The 20,425-nt window shown below is 44.7% G+C and carries 17 protein-coding genes and 8 tRNA genes; 3 read left to right on the top strand and 22 right to left on the bottom strand.

Going from position 1 to position 20,425, the window contains the following annotated elements; genetic code table 11:
* The first annotated feature begins 121 nt into the window (after positions 1–121).
* Both ccsA and OAG1_RS06710 read left to right on the top strand, forming a co-directional pair.
* Positions 122–913, top strand: coding sequence for a cytochrome c biogenesis protein CcsA (gene ccsA / locus OAG1_RS06715; RefSeq protein ID WP_152781607.1), 792 nt, complete (start codon positions 122–124; stop codon positions 911–913).
* 71 nt (positions 914–984) lie between these two features.
* Positions 985–2,262 (top strand): CNNM domain-containing protein, encoded by a 1,278-nt coding sequence (locus OAG1_RS06710; protein WP_040307703.1) that lies wholly within the window; start codon positions 985–987, stop codon positions 2,260–2,262.
* A 64-nt stretch (positions 2,263–2,326) separates the two neighbouring features.
* On the opposite strand, the gene luxS is transcribed toward OAG1_RS06710, so the two are convergent.
* The 6 genes from luxS to OAG1_RS06680 all read right to left on the bottom strand — a co-directional run bounded on the left by luxS (position 2,327) and on the right by OAG1_RS06680 (position 9,101).
* Positions 2,327–2,836, bottom strand: a complete 510-nt coding sequence (luxS, locus tag OAG1_RS06705; protein WP_338625098.1) for an S-ribosylhomocysteine lyase — start codon at positions 2,834–2,836, stop codon at positions 2,327–2,329.
* 52 nt (positions 2,837–2,888) lie between these two features.
* Positions 2,889–3,485: a hypothetical protein gene (locus OAG1_RS06700; protein WP_016403968.1), complete on the bottom strand. Its 597-nt coding sequence runs from the start codon at positions 3,483–3,485 to the stop codon at positions 2,889–2,891.
* 34 nt (positions 3,486–3,519) lie between these two features.
* A complete protein-coding gene (gene gshA, locus OAG1_RS06695) occupies positions 3,520–5,097 on the bottom strand; it encodes a glutamate--cysteine ligase (RefSeq protein ID WP_338625096.1) in 1,578 nt (525 codons plus the stop codon).
* Positions 5,098–5,183: 86 nt separating this feature from the next.
* The gene (locus OAG1_RS06690; protein ID WP_338625094.1) at positions 5,184–8,030 is read right to left on the bottom strand and encodes a pitrilysin family protein; all 2,847 of its coding nucleotides are present in this window, start codon (positions 8,028–8,030) and stop codon (positions 5,184–5,186) included.
* A gap of 24 nt (positions 8,031–8,054) precedes the next feature.
* Positions 8,055–8,486: a YqaA family protein gene (locus OAG1_RS06685; RefSeq protein ID WP_338625092.1), complete on the bottom strand. Its 432-nt coding sequence runs from the start codon at positions 8,484–8,486 to the stop codon at positions 8,055–8,057.
* A 9-nt stretch (positions 8,487–8,495) separates the two neighbouring features.
* Positions 8,496–9,101, bottom strand: coding sequence for a beta-phosphoglucomutase family hydrolase (locus OAG1_RS06680; RefSeq protein ID WP_338625090.1), 606 nt, complete (start codon positions 9,099–9,101; stop codon positions 8,496–8,498).
* Positions 9,102–9,513: 412 nt separating this feature from the next.
* On the opposite strand from OAG1_RS06680, the gene OAG1_RS06675 reads away from it, so the two are divergent.
* Complete coding sequence (locus OAG1_RS06675) at positions 9,514–9,681, top strand: hypothetical protein (RefSeq protein WP_016403963.1); 168 nt, start codon at positions 9,514–9,516, stop codon at positions 9,679–9,681.
* A gap of 52 nt (positions 9,682–9,733) precedes the next feature.
* Here the strand turns inward: OAG1_RS06675 and OAG1_RS06670 are convergent, their stop codons facing one another.
* The 16 genes from OAG1_RS06670 to recA all read right to left on the bottom strand — a co-directional run bounded on the left by OAG1_RS06670 (position 9,734) and on the right by recA (position 20,272).
* The gene (locus tag OAG1_RS06670; protein ID WP_016403962.1) at positions 9,734–10,864 is read right to left on the bottom strand and encodes a sodium ion-translocating decarboxylase subunit beta; all 1,131 of its coding nucleotides are present in this window, start codon (positions 10,862–10,864) and stop codon (positions 9,734–9,736) included.
* Between the two features lie 12 nt (positions 10,865–10,876).
* The gene (gene oadA / locus OAG1_RS06665) at positions 10,877–12,658 is read right to left on the bottom strand and encodes a sodium-extruding oxaloacetate decarboxylase subunit alpha (RefSeq protein WP_338625081.1); all 1,782 of its coding nucleotides are present in this window, start codon (positions 12,656–12,658) and stop codon (positions 10,877–10,879) included.
* A 20-nt stretch (positions 12,659–12,678) separates the two neighbouring features.
* Positions 12,679–12,921 (bottom strand): OadG family transporter subunit, encoded by a 243-nt coding sequence (locus OAG1_RS06660; protein ID WP_040307700.1) that lies wholly within the window; start codon positions 12,919–12,921, stop codon positions 12,679–12,681.
* Positions 12,922–13,272: 351 nt separating this feature from the next.
* A tRNA-Arg gene (locus tag OAG1_RS06655) sits at positions 13,273–13,349 on the bottom strand.
* A 59-nt stretch (positions 13,350–13,408) separates the two neighbouring features.
* Positions 13,409–13,485: transfer RNA gene (locus OAG1_RS06650), tRNA-Arg, on the bottom strand.
* A gap of 11 nt (positions 13,486–13,496) precedes the next feature.
* Positions 13,497–13,589: transfer RNA gene (locus tag OAG1_RS06645), tRNA-Ser, on the bottom strand.
* 45 nt (positions 13,590–13,634) lie between these two features.
* Positions 13,635–13,711 (bottom strand) — tRNA-Arg (locus OAG1_RS06640).
* A 48-nt stretch (positions 13,712–13,759) separates the two neighbouring features.
* Positions 13,760–13,836, bottom strand: a tRNA-Arg gene (locus tag OAG1_RS06635).
* Between the two features lie 53 nt (positions 13,837–13,889).
* A tRNA-Arg gene (locus OAG1_RS06630) sits at positions 13,890–13,966 on the bottom strand.
* Between the two features lie 47 nt (positions 13,967–14,013).
* Positions 14,014–14,090 (bottom strand) — tRNA-Arg (locus OAG1_RS06625).
* Positions 14,091–14,101: 11 nt separating this feature from the next.
* Positions 14,102–14,194: transfer RNA gene (locus OAG1_RS06620), tRNA-Ser, on the bottom strand.
* A gap of 243 nt (positions 14,195–14,437) precedes the next feature.
* Positions 14,438–14,617 carry a carbon storage regulator CsrA gene (gene csrA / locus OAG1_RS06615; RefSeq protein WP_016402827.1) on the bottom strand — a complete coding sequence of 60 codons (180 nt, stop codon included), beginning with the start codon at positions 14,615–14,617 and terminating at the stop codon, positions 14,438–14,440.
* Between the two features lie 107 nt (positions 14,618–14,724).
* Positions 14,725–15,939, bottom strand: a complete 1,215-nt coding sequence (locus OAG1_RS06610; RefSeq protein WP_016402828.1) for an aspartate kinase — start codon at positions 15,937–15,939, stop codon at positions 14,725–14,727.
* A 38-nt stretch (positions 15,940–15,977) separates the two neighbouring features.
* Positions 15,978–18,602 carry an alanine--tRNA ligase gene (gene alaS, locus OAG1_RS06605; RefSeq protein WP_338625073.1) on the bottom strand — a complete coding sequence of 875 codons (2,625 nt, stop codon included), beginning with the start codon at positions 18,600–18,602 and terminating at the stop codon, positions 15,978–15,980.
* 142 nt (positions 18,603–18,744) lie between these two features.
* Entirely contained in the window at positions 18,745–19,194 is a 450-nt protein-coding gene (locus OAG1_RS06600) for a regulatory protein RecX (RefSeq protein WP_338625071.1), read from the bottom strand.
* 34 nt (positions 19,195–19,228) lie between these two features.
* Entirely contained in the window at positions 19,229–20,272 is a 1,044-nt protein-coding gene (recA, locus tag OAG1_RS06595; RefSeq protein ID WP_016402831.1) for a recombinase RecA, read from the bottom strand.
* Positions 20,273–20,425: the final 153 nt, after the last annotated feature.

The raw sequence follows: 20,425 nt of genomic DNA, 5'->3' as shown, positions 1-20,425 counted from the left end.
AGCGAGCACTGTTTAGCCGCCACATTATACCGAAGCGCCGATATTCTAAAAGCTAATTCTAGCCCTGACTGTTTAGGGCGAGTATACTGAACCCAAACAATCATATAGTTAGCTTCAAATCATGAATGTATTGGTACTTCCTACCACCGTTTTTTATCTGTTAGCCGCTTACGTATGTATAAGTGGTTTACTGAATAAACAAAGCGGAGCCAACAAATGGCTATGGCTCAGCGCTGGCTGCGCAATGCTACTGCATGGCATTTGGGAAGTAGAACATTTATTTTTGGCGCAAGGCCAAGATTTAAGCATCTTTAATGTAGCGGGTTTAGTCAGCTTGCTGATTGCTCTCACCGTTACCGCCTTAGTTAAACCGTTCAAACTATGGTTTATTTTACCGGTGGTGTACCTATTTTCCATTGTGAGCATGTTATTAGCGGTAATGATCCCTAGTGACTACATCATTCATCTGGAGTTAAAACCGCAAGTACTGATCCACATCAGCGTTGCCTTAGCCGCCTTTACCGTATTAATGATTGCAAGCTTGTATGCCTTGCAGATGGCTTACTTAGACTGGACCTTAAAACGCCACAAGCCTGGGGCAATTCACCCAGCAATGCCTTCTTTAATGAGCATTGAGAAACAGTTATTCACCTTGATTCGGGTTGGGCTCATACTGCTTAGCGTGTCGTTATTAAGCGGCTTTGTATTTTTAACCGACTTTTTTGCCAATGGCCGTGGTCATAAAGCAATATTCAGCTTAATTGCTTGGTTTATCTACTCAAGCCTTCTTTGGGGACACCACTACCGAGGCTGGCGTGGGAAAATGGTCGTGATCATGACGGTAATTGGTTCAATCTTGCTTAGTTTGGCCTATTTTGGCTCACGCTTTGTTAAGGAAATCATCCTCAACTAAAATGAGACCTTGACAGCCCTTTGGGGCTGCATATAAATTAGCCCTGTTATATTAATCAAGGACTCTCCTGTTTGGACGACATATCTACGAGTAGCTTACTGCTACTTCTCGTGTTCCTCATAATTTGCTCTGCTTTCTTTTCTAGCTCCGAAACTGGCATGATGTCGCTTAACCGCTACCGCCTGCGGCATTTAGTTAATACTAAACATAAAGCAGCTAGCCGAGTAGACAAACTGCTAGATCGCCCCGACCGATTAATTGGATTGATCCTAATTGGCAATAATCTCGTTAATATTTTTGCCTCGGCCATCGCCACCATTATTGGTTTGCGACTGTTCGGCGATGTAGGGGTAGCTATCGCTACACTTGCCCTTACTTTTGTCATTTTGATTTTTGCTGAAGTAACGCCCAAAACCATGGCTGCGCTTTATCCGGAAAAGATTGCCTTCCCCGCTTCAATATTGCTACGCCCATTAATGAAATTATTGTTCCCATTTATTTGGGCTACCAATGGCGTCACTAATGGTCTGTTGCGTTTATTAGGGGTAAACCCCACAAACAAAGATGATGAAGCGCTAAATCCTGAAGAACTGCGTACCGTAGTTGACCAAGCGGGCACACTTATCCCTAAGCGTCACCAAGACATGCTGCTAAGCATTTTAGACCTAGAGAAAGTGACGGTTGACGATATTATGATCCCGCGCAACGAAATTGCCGCCATCGATATCAACGATGATTGGGACAGTATTCTTCGCCAACTCACTCAAAGTACTCACACCAAAATTTTGTTATTTCGCGACACCATTGATGATTCGGTAGGCTTTGTCCACTCACGTGACTCGTTGCGACTATTATCTCGAGAGCAGTTTGATAAAACCTCGATGCTACGTGCCGCCAAAGAGATTTACTTCATCCCCGAAGGCACACCGTTAAATGTGCAGCTATTGAAGTTTCAGCGCCGTAAAGAGCGTATTGGACTTATCGTGGATGAATACGGCGACATTCAAGGCTTAGTGACGTTAGAGGATATTCTTGAGGAAATTGTTGGTGACTTTACCACTAGCATTGCCCCCGACCCTAGTGATGAAATCCATCCACAAATTGATGGCAGCTATTTGATCGACGGCGCTGTAAATATTCGAGACTTGAATAAAGAAATGAGCTGGAGTTTACCCATCGATGGCCCTAAAACGCTAAATGGCCTGATTGTGGAACACTTAGAAGACATTCCCGAAGCTAACTTATGTTTACGTTTAGCCGGTTACCCCATCGAAATAGTCGAGATAGAAAACAACACTGTAAGCTTGGCCCGAGTCATTCCAGCGTTTTACAGCAAGCCTAAGAAGTAAACGCCCCCATTAAAAATACAAAAAAGCCAGCTAAGTGCTGGCTTCTTTAGTAGCGAAATACGGCTTAAAGCTTACCAAGAATCTCGTCAGATAATCCCAGTTCATCATTTTTGTTTACGCTAATACCACGTTCAATGATGCTAGTAGCAATGCTCTTAGCTTCGTCTAAAGAGTGCATAGCATAAGTACCACATTGGTATTCATTGAGCTCGGGAATGTCATTTTGATTAGCTACAGCGAGTACATCATGCATAGAGGCTAACCAAGCGTCGGCAACTTGTTGCTCGTTAGGGCTACCAATTAAGCTCATGTAAAAGCCAGTGCGGCAACCCATTGGCGAAATATCGATGATTTCAACGTCAACAGAATTTAAATGCTCACGCATAAAGCCGGCATAAAGGTGCTCTAAGGTATGAATACCTTTCTCAGACAAAATCTCCTCGTTAGGCACGCAGTAACGTAAATCAAATACTGTAATAGTGTCTTTGCTAGGCGTAGACATGGTTTTGGCTACGCGAACCGCTGGGGCATGCATGCGGGTGTGGTCTACGGTAAAACTATCTAATAAAGGCATGATTTTCTCTCTTCATATCTCAGCCTAGCTGAGACTCATTATTTGGGTGTATTTAAGCAAAGAATAGTCGCCATAGCCAGCTACTATCTAGATCGTCTTTACACTTATTATACTGGGCAGCATAACGTTTCGATCGCTGGTCTACTGTACCCGCTACCTTCACCAGCCATTGTTTCTGGTGATAAGTACCACGTTTATAACCGCCCCAGCCTTCGTGATAGTTTAAGTACTGATTGCGCGCATCCCACTTCGATACCCCGTTTATTTTATGGGTTTTGTTGGTAAACCAGCCCATAAAGTCGATGGCATCGTCGAAGTTAGTTCGTGACGACCAAGAGTTGCCAGTTTCACGCACGTAGTCATCCCAGGTCATGGTTTTAGCTTGGCTATAGCCATAAGCGCTACTAGCACGGCCTACAGGAATAAACCCAAACCAATATTGCATTGGTGGACGAGCATTATGCTTGAAGCTGGATTCTTGATACATCATCGCCATAGGAACATGCACTGGCGTGCCCCATTTCTTGTTCATCTTCTTAGCTGATTTATACCAATCGCGTTTTTCTTCAAAAATGCTACATAGGTTCTCAGGATCTTTTGGCGGCGCACTGCTGCATCCCGCCAATACACCTAAACCCAAAACTACCATGGCTACTTTAGCCCACTGAACAAGCGATACATCCCTACTTATTGGCATTCTCAAAATACTTCGTTAAAAAGTGATCAAAATCGAGGTCATCACTAGCTTCTATTGCTTGTTGCTCAGCAAAGCTTTGTTCAGCCATCGCGCTAAAGTCTTGATCTTGCCAGTTATTAGGCTTATGACCAAGCATCTCTTCGCGATATTGTGCAGCCCATTGCAAGCCCAAGCTGCTGTTGTCTACCGATTGAGTTTTTAACAAACGTAGAAAACGTGAAGAGTATGTATTGTCATTAGCAACATCGGCTATCGCTTGCTCTAGCGATACACTAAAGTCAGGCTCAGCGCGCTGAGTATCAAGCAGTTGTGCGGCCTGTTGCATCTTAGCTAGCAAACTTTCGATATGTGCTGGCAAGCTTTGTTCTTCACCGGCAATGGTGAGTGACAATTCAGGGTTACGCCCTTCAATAGCCACCGCATTAAAGTTGTCACGACACGCTTGTAACTCCTCTTTGCACATTTCAGGTGAGTCCATCAAAACGCAGGCCAGCAACAAACTATCTATCACTCGCACCTGCGCCTCGGTTACACCTACAGCATCAAAAGGATTAACATCTAGGGCTCTAATTTCGATGTATTCAATACCATCTTCAGCTAGAGCTTGAGAAGGAGTTTGACCAGACTTAGCAACACGCTTGGCGCGAATAGGCGCATACAACTCATTTTCTATCTGCAGTATGTTGGCGTTTAGCTGACGATATTCACCATCAACTTTAACCCCAATCTTGGCAAACTCTTCAGAATGAGAACTTACCGCTTTGCGAACGCTTTGTACGTACTCACTAACGCTGTTGTAGTTAATATCTAGCTCATGTTGGGCCGAACTGGTGTAACCCAAGTCACTCAAGCGCAATGAAGTGGCGTAAGGTAAATAGAGTGTACCTTTAGCCATTTTTTCAAAAGCCAGTTGGCTCTCGCCAGCGTTCATGAATGAACCACATAGCGCCGGTGAGGCTCCATAAAGATAAGCCACCATCCAACCATAGCGATAAAAGTTACGAATTAAAGCCATGTAACGTTGCGAGATGTACTCAGAAAGCGGCTGTTGGTCGCCATCAACTTTTTGTAGTTGCTGCCAAAAGCTTTGCGGCAATGAGAAGTTATAGTGCACACCAGAGATCACCTGCATGGCGCTGCCATAACGATGACGTAGCCCCTGGCGATAAGCATGTTTCATCTTACCAATGTTTGATTGGCCGTAATCCGCTAACACAATGTCTTGCTCGTCACCAATGTAACAAGGCATGCTCAAAGGCCACAAGCGTTGTCCATCAAGCTGCTTTAGTGTTTCATGGTGAATATCGGTGAGTCGTGACAGCACCTGTTCTACGCTATCAGAAACCGGAGTGATAAACTCCAACAAGGTTTCTGCGTAATCGGTGGTAATTAGAGGATGAGTAAGCGCTGAGCCTAATGCTTTAGGATGGCCATTAGGTGCTAACTTTCCCTGTTCGCAAATGCGTAAAGCTTCACGTTCAATACCGCGTTTAATGCCAAGCACTCCGGTATCTGCCATTGCTGCGCTCAATTGCGTCAGCTGAGTAGTAAACTGTTGAGTCAAGTTGAACTCACTATCTTGTTAAAACGCGTAATGTGGCAAAGCATAGCGAGATCGTCCATGTTTTGCCACCACTGTGCGTTGCTACGTTACAATGCAAGTTCTTGAACTGGCATACCTATTTTCTTTAGCTCTGATAGTAGCTGCTGTTTATCACCCACTACCACCACTATCATTTCTTCTGGTGAGAAGTACTTCGCCGCCAATTGCTGTAATTCAGCTTGGCTAATATTGGCGGTAATTTGATTCTGAGTGGCTACAAATTCTGGCCCCAAATCAAAGGCCAACATTTGCATCAAAAATGAAGCTTTCTGCGATGGTGTTGCGTAGGCCAGGGCCTCTTGCTGAGAAACTGCGCTGCGCATGTATGAGAGTTCTTCATCGCTTGGGCCAGTTTTTGAGTAAGCTTCTAGCTCCGCCAACAACTCTTGAATGGCCGATGCGGTGGCATCTTGTCGCACATCGGTTGAGATAACAAAGCTACCGCTATCTTTAAAACCGCCAAATCCACTACTTACGCCATAGGTATAACCTTTGTCTTCACGTAAGTTCATGTTAATTCGACTATTAAAGTTGCCGCCAAAATTAAAGTTCATCAAGTTAGCTTTAAAATACTCACCGGTAGCATCGTAAGGCATCGCTAAACGGCCAATCCGAATCACCGACTGCACCGCACCCGGCTTATCGAGCAGGTAAATGGTGTTGTTGTCTGCAGAAGGTTTCGCCGTTAAATGAGCAGCCTTACTCGCCTCGCCTTGCCATTTTTGTTGTAAAGGCTGCAATGCCTTTTCAATCTCTGCTTGCTTGAGGTTGCTCACTGCAACCAGCTGGCTGCCGTTTGGTTGGTAATGCTGTTGCCAAAACTGCTTCACATCTTCTAGAGTAAGCGCAGCGACGCTATCACGACTTCCCCAGCTAGAGGTTGCTAGACGGCTGCCTTCACCGAAGAACAAACTTTGACTGGCAATACTGGCTAGCCAATTTGGCTGATTAAATTTCTGCTCAATACTTTGCAGGTGGCGGGCTTTTTCACGCTCGAACTCTGCGCTATTAAACGCGGGGGTTAATAGGCGCTGCTGCAAAATATCCAGAACCTGAGGCAAATTCTCAGTTAACGAAGACAGACTAATATTTTGGCTGTATAACCCACCACTAAAGCTAACTGACGCGCCCAACTCTGTAAGTTGATCTGATATCTCAGCGGCGGTGGTTTGCTGGGTGCTTTGCATTAACATTTGCGCAGTGAGCTTAGCCAAACCTTCTTTGCCTTTGGGCTCTGAAATACTGCCGCCGGGTAATCTGAACTGCAGGGTAACTGTAGGCGTTGGCTGCTCTGAGGTGCCTAATACCTGCAAGCCATTAGTTAACTCTGCATGCCATAATTCCGGTAACTTAACAGCCACAGCAGGGCCAGAAGGCGGCTCTACACTGCGGTCAAAATTATCTTTCACTTCGCGCAGTGCTAGCTCACTGTCATCAATGTGCTGCTGCTCAGGCAGAGTGCGCGGAGCGGGTGTAAAGTTATCTTCGCTAGCAATTAACTGAGTTTGCCCTCTTGGTACCACACTCATCACCACCCTAGGTTTACCTATGATGTAATGCTGATAAGCCTCTTGAACCTGTTGATCGTTTACATTTTGAAACTGTTGCAGTACTTCACTGATATATAAAGGCTGTTCAAAGAAGGTTTCGCCAAAGGCAAGCTGAGTGACCACATCAGAGACACTTTCTAAGCTATAAATAGTTGAAGCTTTAAGCGATGAGCGAACGCGTTGTAAATCTTCTGCGCTTACTCCGCGCTCTGCAAAGTCGTTAATGGCTTGGTCAACATCTTGCTCCAGCTGGGCCAAAGTTAAGCCAGCTTGCGGATTAGCACGCACGTAAATCGACAATGTACAGGCCATTTCACGACAATAATGCGAGCTGCCCGCAGACAAGGCTTTACCTGATTCAACCAATGATTGATGCAGCAGTGAGCTTTTTCCCCCACCTAAAATCTCGGAAAACATATCTAAGGCGACTTCGTCTTCAGCACCTGCATACACCGTGGGATAGCTGATATAGAGCAGAGGGATATGGATACGATCTTCTAAAGAAATATAGCGAGTTTCACTAAGCTTGGCTGGGCTCGGAGTAATTTGGGGAATTGCTGGGCCACTGGGAATGCCACCAAAATATTTGTTTATCCACTCTAGGGTTTCCAACTCATCAATATCACCACCAATGCTTAACACTGCATTATTTGGCCCGTACCAACGAAGGAAGAATGCTTTTAAGTCATTTACATCTACCCGATTTAAATCTTCAATATAACCAATAGGTTGCCATGAGTATGGGTGTTCTCGAGGATAAAGCGCTTCGTCTACCCGCTCTGACAATAAACCGTAGGGAGCATTGTCGACGCGCTGTGCACGTTCATTTTTTACGGTATCTCGCTGGATTTCGAATTTTTTCTGGCTTACCGCTTCGAGCAAAAAACCCATTCGATCGGCCTCTAACCACAGCACTTTCTCCAGCTGATTAGCTGGAACAGTTTGGTAGTAATTGGTGCGATCCTTTGAAGTAGAACCATTCATGGTTCCGCCCGCTTCGTTAATAATGCGAAAGTGCTCTTGGTCTCCAACATGCTTAGAGCCCTGGAACATCATGTGTTCAAAGAAGTGGGCAAAGCCCGATTTACCCGGCTCTTCGCGATTAGAGCCAACATGATAAGTAATATCTACATGGGCTAAAGGCGCATTATCATCTTGGTAGAGCAATACCGTTAGGCCATTAGCTAAGCGATACTTTTTGTAAGCTATCTGGATATCGCTATTATTGGCCTGTGAGGTTTCGACTAACTCCACCCCTTTGGGTAGCTCAACTGAAGAGTTAGGGTCTATCTGAGTACAAGCAGCTAACCACAGAATGCTAAGCACACTTAACCATCTAAGCACTATATTGACCTCTCTAATCATTTATTAAATATTCACAACTGCGTTGCCTAATGCCAACAGCAAAGCGTAACGAATCGCTTTGCCAATAAGCATGGCAATAGTGCTTTGCCAAACCGGAAGCTTAGCCGCGCCCGCAATAAAACAAAGCGCATCGCCAATTACTGGAGCCCAGCTCATGAGTAAACTCCAGGCTCCGTATTTGACCAACCAAGGCTTAGCCTTGGCTTGTTCGTTCAAGTTAGGTAACCAACTAAAATGCCTATTACCAAAGTAAAAAGCGCCCCAGCCCATCGCAAAGGTGACCAAGCCACCTAGGGTATTGCCTAAGGTAGCTACCACTAACAAGCTGAGCCACTGTTCAGGAATTTGGCTAGCTAAACCCAACAACACAACTTCTGAGCTACCGGGTAACAAGGTAGCCGAAACAAAGGCGCTAAAAAATAAAACAACTAACAATAGAACCGCCTAATCAACAAAATAATTCGCTGGCCACAAGTTTCTTACGTCAACCACCGCCATCCCGGCGGCTTTTGCAGCCTCTATGCCAGCATCAGCGTCTTCAAATACCAAGCATGCTTGCGGTTCTACCTGCATCAATTCTGCACACTTTAAGAAGGTGTCAGGAGCAGGTTTATGGGCGGCTACGAGATCAGCACCAACAATCGCCTGCAACTTATCAGCTATACCTAATTTACTGAGTATCATCTCGGCTTGCTGCTGGCTTGCACCTGTCCCTACCGCCATCAGCTTTTCACCTAAAAAATGCTCATACACTTTAATTAACGGTGTTGGCAGTATTTCACTATTTACTAGTTGGTGATAACACTGCTCTTTAGCATCCACCACTTTGTGAACATCTATCCCCTCTATATGGGCATCGGCAAGCAAGTTTTCAACTGTTTGTAGGGTTGGCATACCGCTCATCGCCAGCATTTGCTCAGAGGTAAAAGGAATAGAAAACTGATCGAGAGCAGACTGCCACGCGTTTTGATGATGTTGCATGGAGTCAATTAAGGTTCCATCCATGTCAAAAATGAAAGCTGCATAGTTTTGGTAATCTTGGAGGTTCATAATCTACTCTTTATGCGGTCGGACTGAACAGCAGCCGATGTAGCCTGCATCATACCAATTAGCGGCGATTTAACTAGAATATTTTATTAAGCGCGGTAATACGGTAAACCAGCAATGAAAGTTAGTTGAGTAAAAACGAGTAATCTGTGTGAAGCGTAGCGAAGTTAATGATTTGCTTATACCAATCGTACTAAGTAGCTGTTCATTCTATCTGGCTAAAATGCTCGATAACTATGTTTGGATTTTTGATTGTAGAATAACTACTTATCGAAAAATCCTGCCTTATTCTCGAGTATTTTTCCTGTGTTATTTCTGATCACTTACTTAGTGTGATTGGTACTACTTCAATTTGTAAGTAATGAAGGTAAACTAAAAGTTCTTCAATTACTTAAGTGACCCAGTAGGTACAATTATGGTGCGATTTTTCTTGTTGCCCTTGTTATTAACCATTTTATGGACACTGTTTCTATTCCACTACGGCTTAAGCTTTAAACAAGGTTTAAAAGGCTACTATTGGATTATTGGAATTAGCAGCGCATTGATCGGTTTTTTCTCATTAATGATTTGGCTAACCCATTAGCTAGACATAAAAAAAGCTTGCCGAGGCAAGCTTTTTATTTAGCGCTTGAGTATTAACCAACTAAAGACAGCAATACACCCGCAGCTACAGCACTACCCAATACGCCAGCAACGTTTGGCCCCATTGCATGCATCAACAAGAAGTTATGAGGGTTTGACTCCAAACCAACCTTGTTTACTACACGTGCTGCCATTGGCACCGCAGATACACCAGCAGCACCAATTAGTGGGTTAATTTTACCGCCACTTAAACGGCTCATTAGCTTAGCCATTAATACGCCTGAGGCAGTACCAATACCAAATGCCACTGCACCTAAACCAAGAATACCTAAGGTTTCTACGGTTAAGAACTTATCTGCAGATAACTTAGAACCTACCGCTAAACCTAAGAAAATGGTTACTACGTTGATTAGCTCGTTTTGCGCAGTTTTGCTTAAACGGTCAACTACCCCACTTTCACGCATTAGGTTACCTAAACAAAACATACCTACTAAAGGCGTTGCTGCTGGCAAGAACAAAATGGTTAAGCCAAGTACTGCGATAGGGAAAACAATCTTTTCTCGCACGCTTACCGGACGCAATTGCTCCATTTGAATTTCGCGTTCTTCTTTAGAGGTTAAGGCCTTCATAATCGGCGGCTGAATAATTGGAACCAGCGCCATGTATGAATAAGCAGCTACCGCAATCGCACCTAATAAATCGGGTGCAAGTTTAGAGGCAAGGAAGATAGCCGTCGGACCATCAGCACCACCAATAATGGCAATCGCAGAAGCATCAGCCAGCGTGAAATCAAAACCTGGGATCATGTTTAATAAAATTGCGCCAAATAGCGTTGCAAAAATACCAAACTGAGCCGCAGCGCCTAGCAATAACATCCTTGGGTTTGCGATAAGCGCACCAAAGTCAGTTAATGCACCTACTCCCATAAAGATAAGTAGTGGGAAAACACCGGTTTCAATTCCTACATGGTAAACGTAGTAAAGCAAACCACCTTCATCGTTAAATCCAGCATTTGGAATATTGGCCAGCACTGCACCAAAACCAATGGGTAACAATAATAAAGGCTCAAATTTACGCACAATTGCCAAATACAGCAGTAGTAAACCTACTGCCATCATTACTAATTGTGCAGGTTCGAAGTTAGCTAGGCCGGTTTCCAGCCATAGCTTAGTAATTCCTTCCACGTTCTCGCTCCCTTACGCGATGCTAAGTAGGACTTCACCCACTGCAACCGCATCACCTTCTCTAACTAATACCTCGTCAACAACCCCGGTTTTAGCGGAACGGATTTCGGTTTCCATTTTCATTGCTTCCATAATCAGCAATACATCGCCCTCTTGCACATTGGCACCAGGCTTAGCGAGAACTTTAAAAATGTTACCCGCTAAAGGAGCTGGTAGCGCTTCGCCTTTGCCACTGGCAGCTGGTGCTGCTGGAGTGGCCGCAGCTGGCGCTGAGCTTGCTACTGGTGTTACGCCATCAATAGAACCCTCTGGGCCAACATCTACGGTGTACAGCTGACCGTCCACTCGCACCGAGTAAGTTTCTACTGCGCCAGGTTTAGCAGGAGCCGCTACTTTAACGTCATCCGCGCTTGGTACTGGCTCAAAGGCATCTGGGTTGCCACGATTTTCTAGGAACTTAAGGCCTATTTGTGGGAACAATGCGTAGGTTAAGGCATCGTCAATTTTGTCTTCAGCTAAAGCAAAGCTTTTTTCTTTGGCTAGTTGCTCAACTTCGGTTTCAAGACGCTCCATCTCCGCTTGCAGCAAATCAGCAGGACGACATGTAATGGCTTCGGCGCCATCAAGAACACGCGCTTGTAAGTCTGCATTCAGCTCGCCTGGCGCTTTACCATATTGACCACTTAAGATACCTGCGGTCTCTTTGGTAATCGTTTTGTAACGCTCACCAGTTAAAACGTTAAGCACTGCCTGGCTGCCTACAATTTGCGAAGTAGGTGTTACCAATGGAATGTAACCTAAATCTTTACGTACTTTAGGTATCTCTAACAATACTTCATCAAGTTTATCTGCAGCGCCTTGCTCTTTAAGCTGGCCTTCCATGTTGGTTAACATGCCACCAGGTACTTGCGCGATAAGAATGCGTGAATCAACACCTTTAAGGCTGCCTTCGAACTTAGCGTACTTTTTACGCACTTCGCGGAAGTAAGCGGCAATAGATTCCAGTTTAGTTAGGTCTAAGCCAGTATCGCGCTCAGTGCCTTCTAGCATTGCTACAATGGTCTCTGTTGGGCTGTGACCATAAGTACAGCTCATTGAAGAGATGGCGGTATCAATGATGTCTACGCCGGCTTCAATGGCCTTTATGTGGGTCGGTAAGCTTAAACCGGTAGTTGCATGACAGTGCAGCGCAATTTCCACATCTGTTTCAGCTTTAAGGCGCTTAATCAAGGTTTCAGCTTCATAGGGCTTTAATAAGCCTGACATATCCTTAATTGCAATTGAGTGACAACCAATGTCTTCTAAACGCTTAGCTAAGTCTACCCAGTTATCCGTGGTGTGAATTGGGCTAGTAGTATAAGAAATAGTACCTTGAGCGTGTGCGCCGCAATCAAGAGCAGCTTTTACCGCCGTTTGGAAGTTTCGTGGATCGTTCATAGCATCAAAGATACGGAATACGTCCATACCGTTTTTAACCGCTCGCTCAACAAAGCGTTCAACTACGTCATCGGCGTAGTGACGGTAGCCTAGCAGATTCTGGCCACGCAACAGCATTTGCTGTTTAGTATTCGGCATGGCTTTTTTCAGCTCACGCAAACGCTCCCATGGATCCTCACCAAGGTAACGAATACAAGCGTCAAAGGTTGCGCCGCCCCATGTTTCTAAAGACCAATAACCAATTTGGTCGAGTTGCTCAGCAATAGGCAACATATCTTCAATACGAAGACGGGTTGCTAATAATGATTGATGCGCGTCGCGCAATACAACATCGGTTAATGCAAGTGGTTTAGACATTGCGTTAAATCCTCTTTTAGTTATTGGGCCTTCCGGTACTGTTGAACAGCTGCTGATATAGCGGCTACTACAGTGGCGTTATTGGCAGGTTGGGGAGTTGGAGACGAGGTTTGCGTTGGTTCCGCTACTTCAGCTAGCGGTGGCGCTAGCTTAGCTAAGCCATTTACCGCAACAATAAGTAGCGATAAAAAAGCGAATACGGCGATCATCCCGACCCCCATTAACGTTGCTGCTTCCACTAACAGCTCAGTCAAATCCATCATATTATTAATCCACATCCTTTGAGATTGGCGTAAGAATTACATGCTAAACAACAAAAATCAAACTTGATTTTTGAATAATTATTCAAAACCTTGGTATTGTTAACTTTATTTTGCCAATGACAAAATTCGCAATTATACGCCACATCGCTCATTACACAGCTTAAACCGCCAAACGATAACATTTAGTTAACAACTGATTTACAGCTGTACGACAGCATAATTCATTAACTAATCTAGCAGCTTAGCTACCTCAAAAGTAGTAATGTCGATCACAAGAGATGCAATTTTAAGATGAATAAGAGGTGAATAGTGATCTAGGGCGTGAAAGAGGATAAATAGAAAGAGAGAAAATGGCGCGCGTGGAAGGATTCGAACCTCCGACCGCCTGGTTCGTAGCCAGGTACTCTATCCAGCTGAGCTACACGCGCGTGGGTTATGAAACAAAGCCTAGAAGAGAATGGGCAATGCATCAAATAAAAACAGAAAATGGCGCGCGTGGAAGGATTCGAACCTCCGACCGCCTGGTTCGTAGCCAGGTACTCTATCCAGCTGAGCTACACGCGCGTTGAAATCGATGGCGGTGAGGGAGGGATTCGAACCCTCGATAGGGCTACAAACCCTATACTCCCTTAGCAGGGGAGCGCCTTCGGCCACTCGGCCACCTCACCTCGATTTCCTTCAGCAAGCTCGCCCAAGGGCAAACTAAAGAAGAATGGCGCGCGTGGAAGGATTCGAACCTCCGACCGCCTGGTTCGTAGCCAGGTACTCTATCCAGCTGAGCTACACGCGCGCAGAAAACACTTTGTAAACAAGAACGACAAGTCATTCTTTTAAAATATGGCGCGCGTGGAAGGATTCGAACCTCCGACCGCCTGGTTCGTAGCCAGGTACTCTATCCAGCTGAGCTACACGCGCACAGGTAACACTTCAATAAAAAAAGCTCACATAACTATGAGCTTTTTAAATAATGGCGCGCGTGGAAGGATTCGAACCTCCGACCGCCTGGTTCGTAGCCAGGTACTCTATCCAGCTGAGCTACACGCGCGCAGAAAACGCTTTGTAATAAAAATGACGAATCATTCTTTTAAAATATGGCGCGCGTGGAAGGATTCGAACCTCCGACCGCCTGGTTCGTAGCCAGGTACTCTATCCAGCTGAGCTACACGCGCGTTGAAATCGATGGCGGTGAGGGAGGGATTCGAACCCTCGATAGGGCTACAAACCCTATACTCCCTTAGCAGGGGAGCGCCTTCGGCCACTCGGCCACCTCACCGCGATTTCGGATGCAGATATTACTGCTTCCAAAAATATAGTCAAACCTTTTTTGTCACTTTTCTTTTGTTCGTTCAGCTTTCGAACAGTTGGCTATGTATTTGTTTAGCAACTGACTACAAAGCAAACGTTCTGGCAATTGAGAGGTGAGTTTGTGGCCGCAGCTCATCAACATCAAAAGCCTAAAAAAACAAAAGGAAGCCAGAGGCTTCCTAAAGATAAATCTTGGCAATGTAAGGCTTGCTTAGGCGCCTGCACTTTTCTCTGCTTGAATGCGCATGTAGATCTCTTCACGGTGCACAGATACTTCTTTTGGTGCGTTTACGCCGATACGTACTTGGTTACCTTTAACACCTAATACAGTTACGGTTACTTCATCCCCAATCATTAACGTTTCGCCTACACGGCGCGTCAAAATTAGCATTCATTATCTCCTTAAATTCATATTCTTGTTCTTTAGCGACTTATCTAAGCTGTTATTTTTCTGCTATTAAGCGTATAGACTAGCTTGTTTAAGCCAAAGAGTCATTATTATTGCTCTAGGTTATATGCACTATGCAAAGCACGTACAGCCAACTCTAAATACTTTTCGTCTACTACAACCGACACTTTGATTTCAGAAGTCGAGATAAGTTGCATATTAATGCCCTCGTCTCCTAAGGTTTCAAACATGGTTTTAGCAACACCAGGGTGATTCATCATACCCACCCCAACGATAGAAATTTTTGCCAAGGAATCTTTACCTTGAACTTCACGTGCGCCTAGTTTGCTAGAGGTTTCTTCTAGTAACTCTTTTGCTCGCTTGTAATCATTACGGTGAACCGTAAAGGTAAAATCTGCCGTATTATCGCCCATCGAGTTCTGAATGATCATATCAACGTCAATATTAGCATCACCAATTGGTGCCAAAATTGATGCAGCAACGGAAGGTTTATCTGGTACACCCAAAATAGTTAAACTTGCTTCATCACGATTAAATGCGATGCCTGATATTACGGGTGACTCCATTTTATTTCCCTCATAACTAATTAAGGTGCCATTACCTTCAGTAAAACTCGATAGAACACGCAACGGCACATTATATTTGCCGGCAAACTCAACAGCGCGGATCTGCAAAACTTTTGCGCCTAAACTGGCCATTTCCAGCATTTCTTCAAAAGTAATGCTCTCTAAACGGCGAGCTTTAGGCTCTACCCGTGGGTCAGTGGTGTAAACACCATCAACATCGGTGTATATCTGACACTCATCGGCTTTAAGCGCGGCGGCAATAGCCACTGCGGTAGTGTCTGAACCACCACGGCCCAAAGTAGTAATGTAGTTGTCTGGGCTCCTACCTTGGAAGCCAGCAATCACCACTACTTTATTGTCTTTCAAGTGTGCGTGAATATTGTGATCGTCAATATCAGTTATACGCGCTTTACCATGCGCATTATCGGTATGCATGCGGATCTGGTCGCCAGTCATAGAAATCGCATCACAACCTTTCTTCTGCAGTGCGATACTCAGCAAGGCAATAGTGACTTGCTCGCCGGTAGATACCAATACGTCTTTTTCACGCTCACTGGCGTTTTCATCAATCTCTTGGGCCAAGCCTAATAAACGGTTGGTTTCACCAGACATTGCTGAAAGGACAACCACGATGTCATCGCCCGCTTCTTTACAGCGAATAACGCGATCAGCTACGGCTTGGATACGCTCTAAAGTACCAACCGAAGTGCCGCCATATTTTTGAACAATTAGTGCCACTTGCTTTCCTTTTTCTCTAACACTTAATGTATAACTATTTAAAGCTTCTCAACAAGCCACTCTTTCACTTCAGCTAGGGCTTTAGGTAAACCATCTGGATTTGAACCGCCAGCTTGTGCCATATCTGGACGGCCGCCACCTTTACCACCAACACATTGCGCAGCGATATTCACCATTTCACCCGCTTTAACGCGACCAGTAAGGTCTTTAGTTACACCAGCTACCAAGCTAACTTTTCCGTCGTTTACAGTGCCCAGTAAAATTACGCCGCTTTCAAGCTTAACTTTGAGCTCATCAACGCTACTACGCAGTGCTTTACCTTCTGCGCCATCGATTAAAGCAATCAATACTTTCACACCATTAATGGTTTGTATTTGATCTGCAGCATCATTACTGGCAGCACTAGCTAACTTAGCTTTTAGCTGAGTCACTTCTTTCTCGAGCATTTTGTTGCGATCAACTAACTGAATCACTTTCTCACCAATATTAAATTGGTCGCCTTTAACCAAGTTAGCCGCTTTTTCTGTTTCTTCGGCTAGGCGGTGAATCAAGTCGATAGCAAATTGACCGGTTACTGCTTCAATACGACGAACCCCAGCAGCAATACCTGCTTCACTGGTGATTTTAAAGAAACCGATGTCACCAGTGTGGTTTACGTGAGTTCCCCCACATAGCTCAGTTGAGAAGTCCCCCATGCTAACAACACGCACGTCGTCGTCATATTTCTCACCAAATAAGGCCATCGCACCAGCTTGCTTAGCTTCATCAAGGTTCATTACCTTGGTCTCAACAGGCAGGTTGCGACGAATTTGTTGGTTTACTAAGTGTTCAACTTGACGTAGCGAGCGCATAGACACACCTTCAAAGTGTGAAAAATCGAAACGTAAGCGCGCCGCTTCTACCAAAGAACCTTTCTGAGTAACGTGCTCACCCAATGTTTGACGCAATGCAGCGTGCAATAGGTGTGTTACCGAGTGGTTTAGCGCAGTATTCCAGCGACGACGAGAATCAACTTTAGCTTGCACCTGCTGCTGAACATTTAAGTCACCACCTTGCAGGTAACCTTTATGTACAAAAGCCTTGCCCACTTTTAAGGTGTCTTGCACAACAAAGCTTCCACCTTGGTACATCAACTCGCCAGCATCGCCAGCTTGACCGCCTGACTCGGCGTAAAACGGTGTTTTATCTAACACGATAATAGCTTGGTCACCGCCGGTGAGAGACGATTGAGGCTCGCCATCTTTATACATTTCAACAATCTTAACGTCTGCTTCTAAGTGTTGGTAACCAAGGAACTCAGTCGCGCTGTCAATAATTAGATTGTCGTTGTAGTCGGTACCAAAGTTACTGGCTTGCTTCGCTCGCTCACGTTGAGCTTGCATGGCCGCTTCGAACTCGGCCTCATCTACACTTAACTCTCGCTCACGAGCGATATCAGCGGTTAAATCTGCTGGAAAGCCATAAGTGTCATAAAGCTTAAACACCAAGTCACCTGGAATAACCGAACCTTCCAATTCGCTAAGTGCTTCGTCCAAAATTAGTAAACCACGGTCAAGGGTTTTGGCAAACTGTTCTTCTTCTAGCTTAAGAACACGCTCAATAACTGGTAATTGAGTTTGCAACTCAGGGTAGGCTTCACCCATTTCAGCGATTAGTGCAGGCAATAATTTATAAAAGAATGCATCAGTAGCACCCAGCTTATTACCATGTCGAACCGCCCGACGAATGATACGGCGCAGTACGTAACCGCGACCTTCATTAGCAGGCATAACGCCATCAGCGATTAAGAAACCACATGAACGAATATGGTCGGCAATTACTCGCAATGATTTGTTTTCCAAATCATTGGTGCCAATAATTTTCGCAGCTGCTGCAATCAGGTTCTGGAAAATATCAATTTCATAGTTAGAGTGTACGCCTTGCAAAATGGCCGCGATTCGCTCTAAGCCCATACCGGTATCAACCGATGGGTTTGGCAAGGGATCCATTGTTCCATCGGCTTGACGGTTAAACTGCATGAATACTACGTTCCAAATCTCAATGAAACGGTCGCCATCTTCTTCAGGACTTCCCGGAGGACCGCCCCAGATATGTTCACCGTGGTCGTAAAAGATTTCGGTACAAGGACCACAAGGCCCAGTGTCACCCATTTGCCAAAAGTTATCTGACTCAAACTTCTTATCTGGAGACTTATCGCCGATACGAATAATGCGATCTTTAGGCACGCCAATTTTGTTTGACCACAAATCAAAGGCTTCATCATCGGTTTGGTAAACAGTGACTAAGAGCTTCTCTTTAGGTAACTTAACAACTTCGGTTAAGAACTCCCATGCATAGCCAATGGCTTCTTCTTTGAAGTAATCACCAAAGCTGAAATTACCTAGCATTTCAAAGAAAGTATGGTGACGCGCCGTATAGCCTACGTTTTCTAAATCATTGTGCTTACCGCCTGCTCGCACACAACGTTGTGAGCTAGTGGCTCTGCTGTAATTACGCTTATCAATGCCAAGAAATACGTCTTTGAACTGATTCATACCCGCATTGGTAAATAGTAAGGTAGGATCGTCGTGAGGGACTAATGAACTACTGGCAACTACTTGGTGATTTTTGCTGTTAAAGAAGCTTAAAAATGCATTTCTTACTTCAGCTGAAGTCATCTTCATGAAACTCTTTCCTGGGGGTTTGTAGCAACTCGACATAGCGGTGAAACCTAAAGTTTCCCGTCGATAAGCGCTAAAAAAGGTGAAACCGTTATTAATCGCGACAATATATCACGCAGACCTTTGCAGGCAAAGTGTTCGAGGCTTATTGCTGTTGTAGTTCGCTATACAAGATATTGATTAGTTCGAAATCGAAGCCTCGTCGAAACAAGTAGGCTGTACATTTTTGCTTTTGCATTCGGTCGCTGGGTAAACCTTGCTTAAATTTCTTGTTAAAACAAAGTTCGATGGCTTGGAACCAATCCCAGTCATCCTGTTCCAAAACTTCAATCGCTAAATCGCCGCTAATACCCTTGGTTTGCAAATACTGCTTAATATAGTTTTTGCCGTAGCCTTTGCTAACCCTAGCGCGGGTTAACGATGCAGCATAGCTTCGATCATCTAACCAAGCGTTCTGTTGCGCGTACTCTAGAGCATCACTAACTTCGTCATCTTGGTAGCCTTTTTGCCGCAGTTTTTGCAACAGCTGCTGTTGGCTATAAGAACGTCTTGATAGCAAATCGATGGTGGTATGTAAGGCACTACGATTAGTCATAACAAAAAGGAGCCCTTAGGCTCCTTTATCTCGTTTATGCTTCTTGATCTACTGGAGCTTCAGCGGCAGGCTCTTGCTCTTCGAGCTCAACCTTATTTAACAGGTTGTTACGAATCGTCATCTCAATTTCTTGAGCAACTTCTGGATGCTCTTTTAAGTAGGTAGAAGCGTTTGCTTTACCTTGACCAATTTTATTGCCTTTGTAAGAGAACCAAGCACCGGCTTTATCAACCAGCTTCTCTTTAACACCTAGGTCAACCAGCTCACCGTAGCGGTTAAAGCCTTCACCATACATAATCTGGAATTCAGCCTGCTTAAACGGTGGTGCAATTTTGTTTTTAACCACTTTAACGCGAGTTTCGTTACCAACAACTTCATCACCAGCTTTAACTGCGCCAATGCGGCGAATGTCTAAGCGAACAGAGGCGTAGAATTTAAGTGCGTTACCACCGGTAGTGGTTTCAGGATTACCAAACATTACACCAATCTTCATACGAATTTGGTTAATGAAGATACACATACAGTTAGTTTGCTTAAGGGTACCGGTTAGCTTACGTAATGCTTGAGACATCAAACGCGCTTGCAGGCCAACGTGGCTGTCGCCCATGTCACCTTCAATTTCTGCTTTTGGTGTTAAGGCTGCCACCGAGTCAATAACAATCATATCTACAGCGCCAGAGCGGGCTAACATATCGGTAATTTCTAGAGCTTGCTCACCGGTATCTGGTTGAGATACCAATAGGTTGTCTACGTCTACACCTAGCTTTTTTGCATAGATAGGATCTAAAGCATGCTCGGCGTCAACAAAAGCACATACTTTCCCCACTTTTTGGGCTTGCGCGATAGCTTCTAAAGTAAGTGTGGTTTTACCAGAACTTTCAGGACCATAGATTTCAATCACTCGGCCCATTGGCAAGCCACCCGCACCCAAAGCAATATCAATTGATAAAGAACCAGTAGAAATGGTTTCAATATCCATGGTACGGTTATCACCAAGCTTCATGATTGAGCCTTTACCAAATTGCTTCTCAATTTGGCCTAGGGCCGCAGCTAATGCCTTTTGTTTGTTCTGATCCATATCGCCCTCGTTAGGTGCTTTTAACTATCTTGTTGAACAGTAGTATACTGGGTATTCATACAGTATCAAGTTTATTCCATAAAATTCCTAAAAGAGTTTTGCCTAATTAGCTGGCAGCTTTTATCCTTGCAGCTTCGTTCAACTAAATAGCCA

It is taken from the genome of Agarivorans sp. OAG1, from assembly GCF_037076485.1.
In the GTDB taxonomy this organism is placed as follows: Bacteria; Pseudomonadota; Gammaproteobacteria; order Enterobacterales; family Celerinatantimonadaceae; genus Agarivorans; species Agarivorans albus.
The sequence above is the reverse complement of the archived record's forward strand: the minus strand, read 5'-3'. Positions and strand labels throughout refer to the sequence as shown.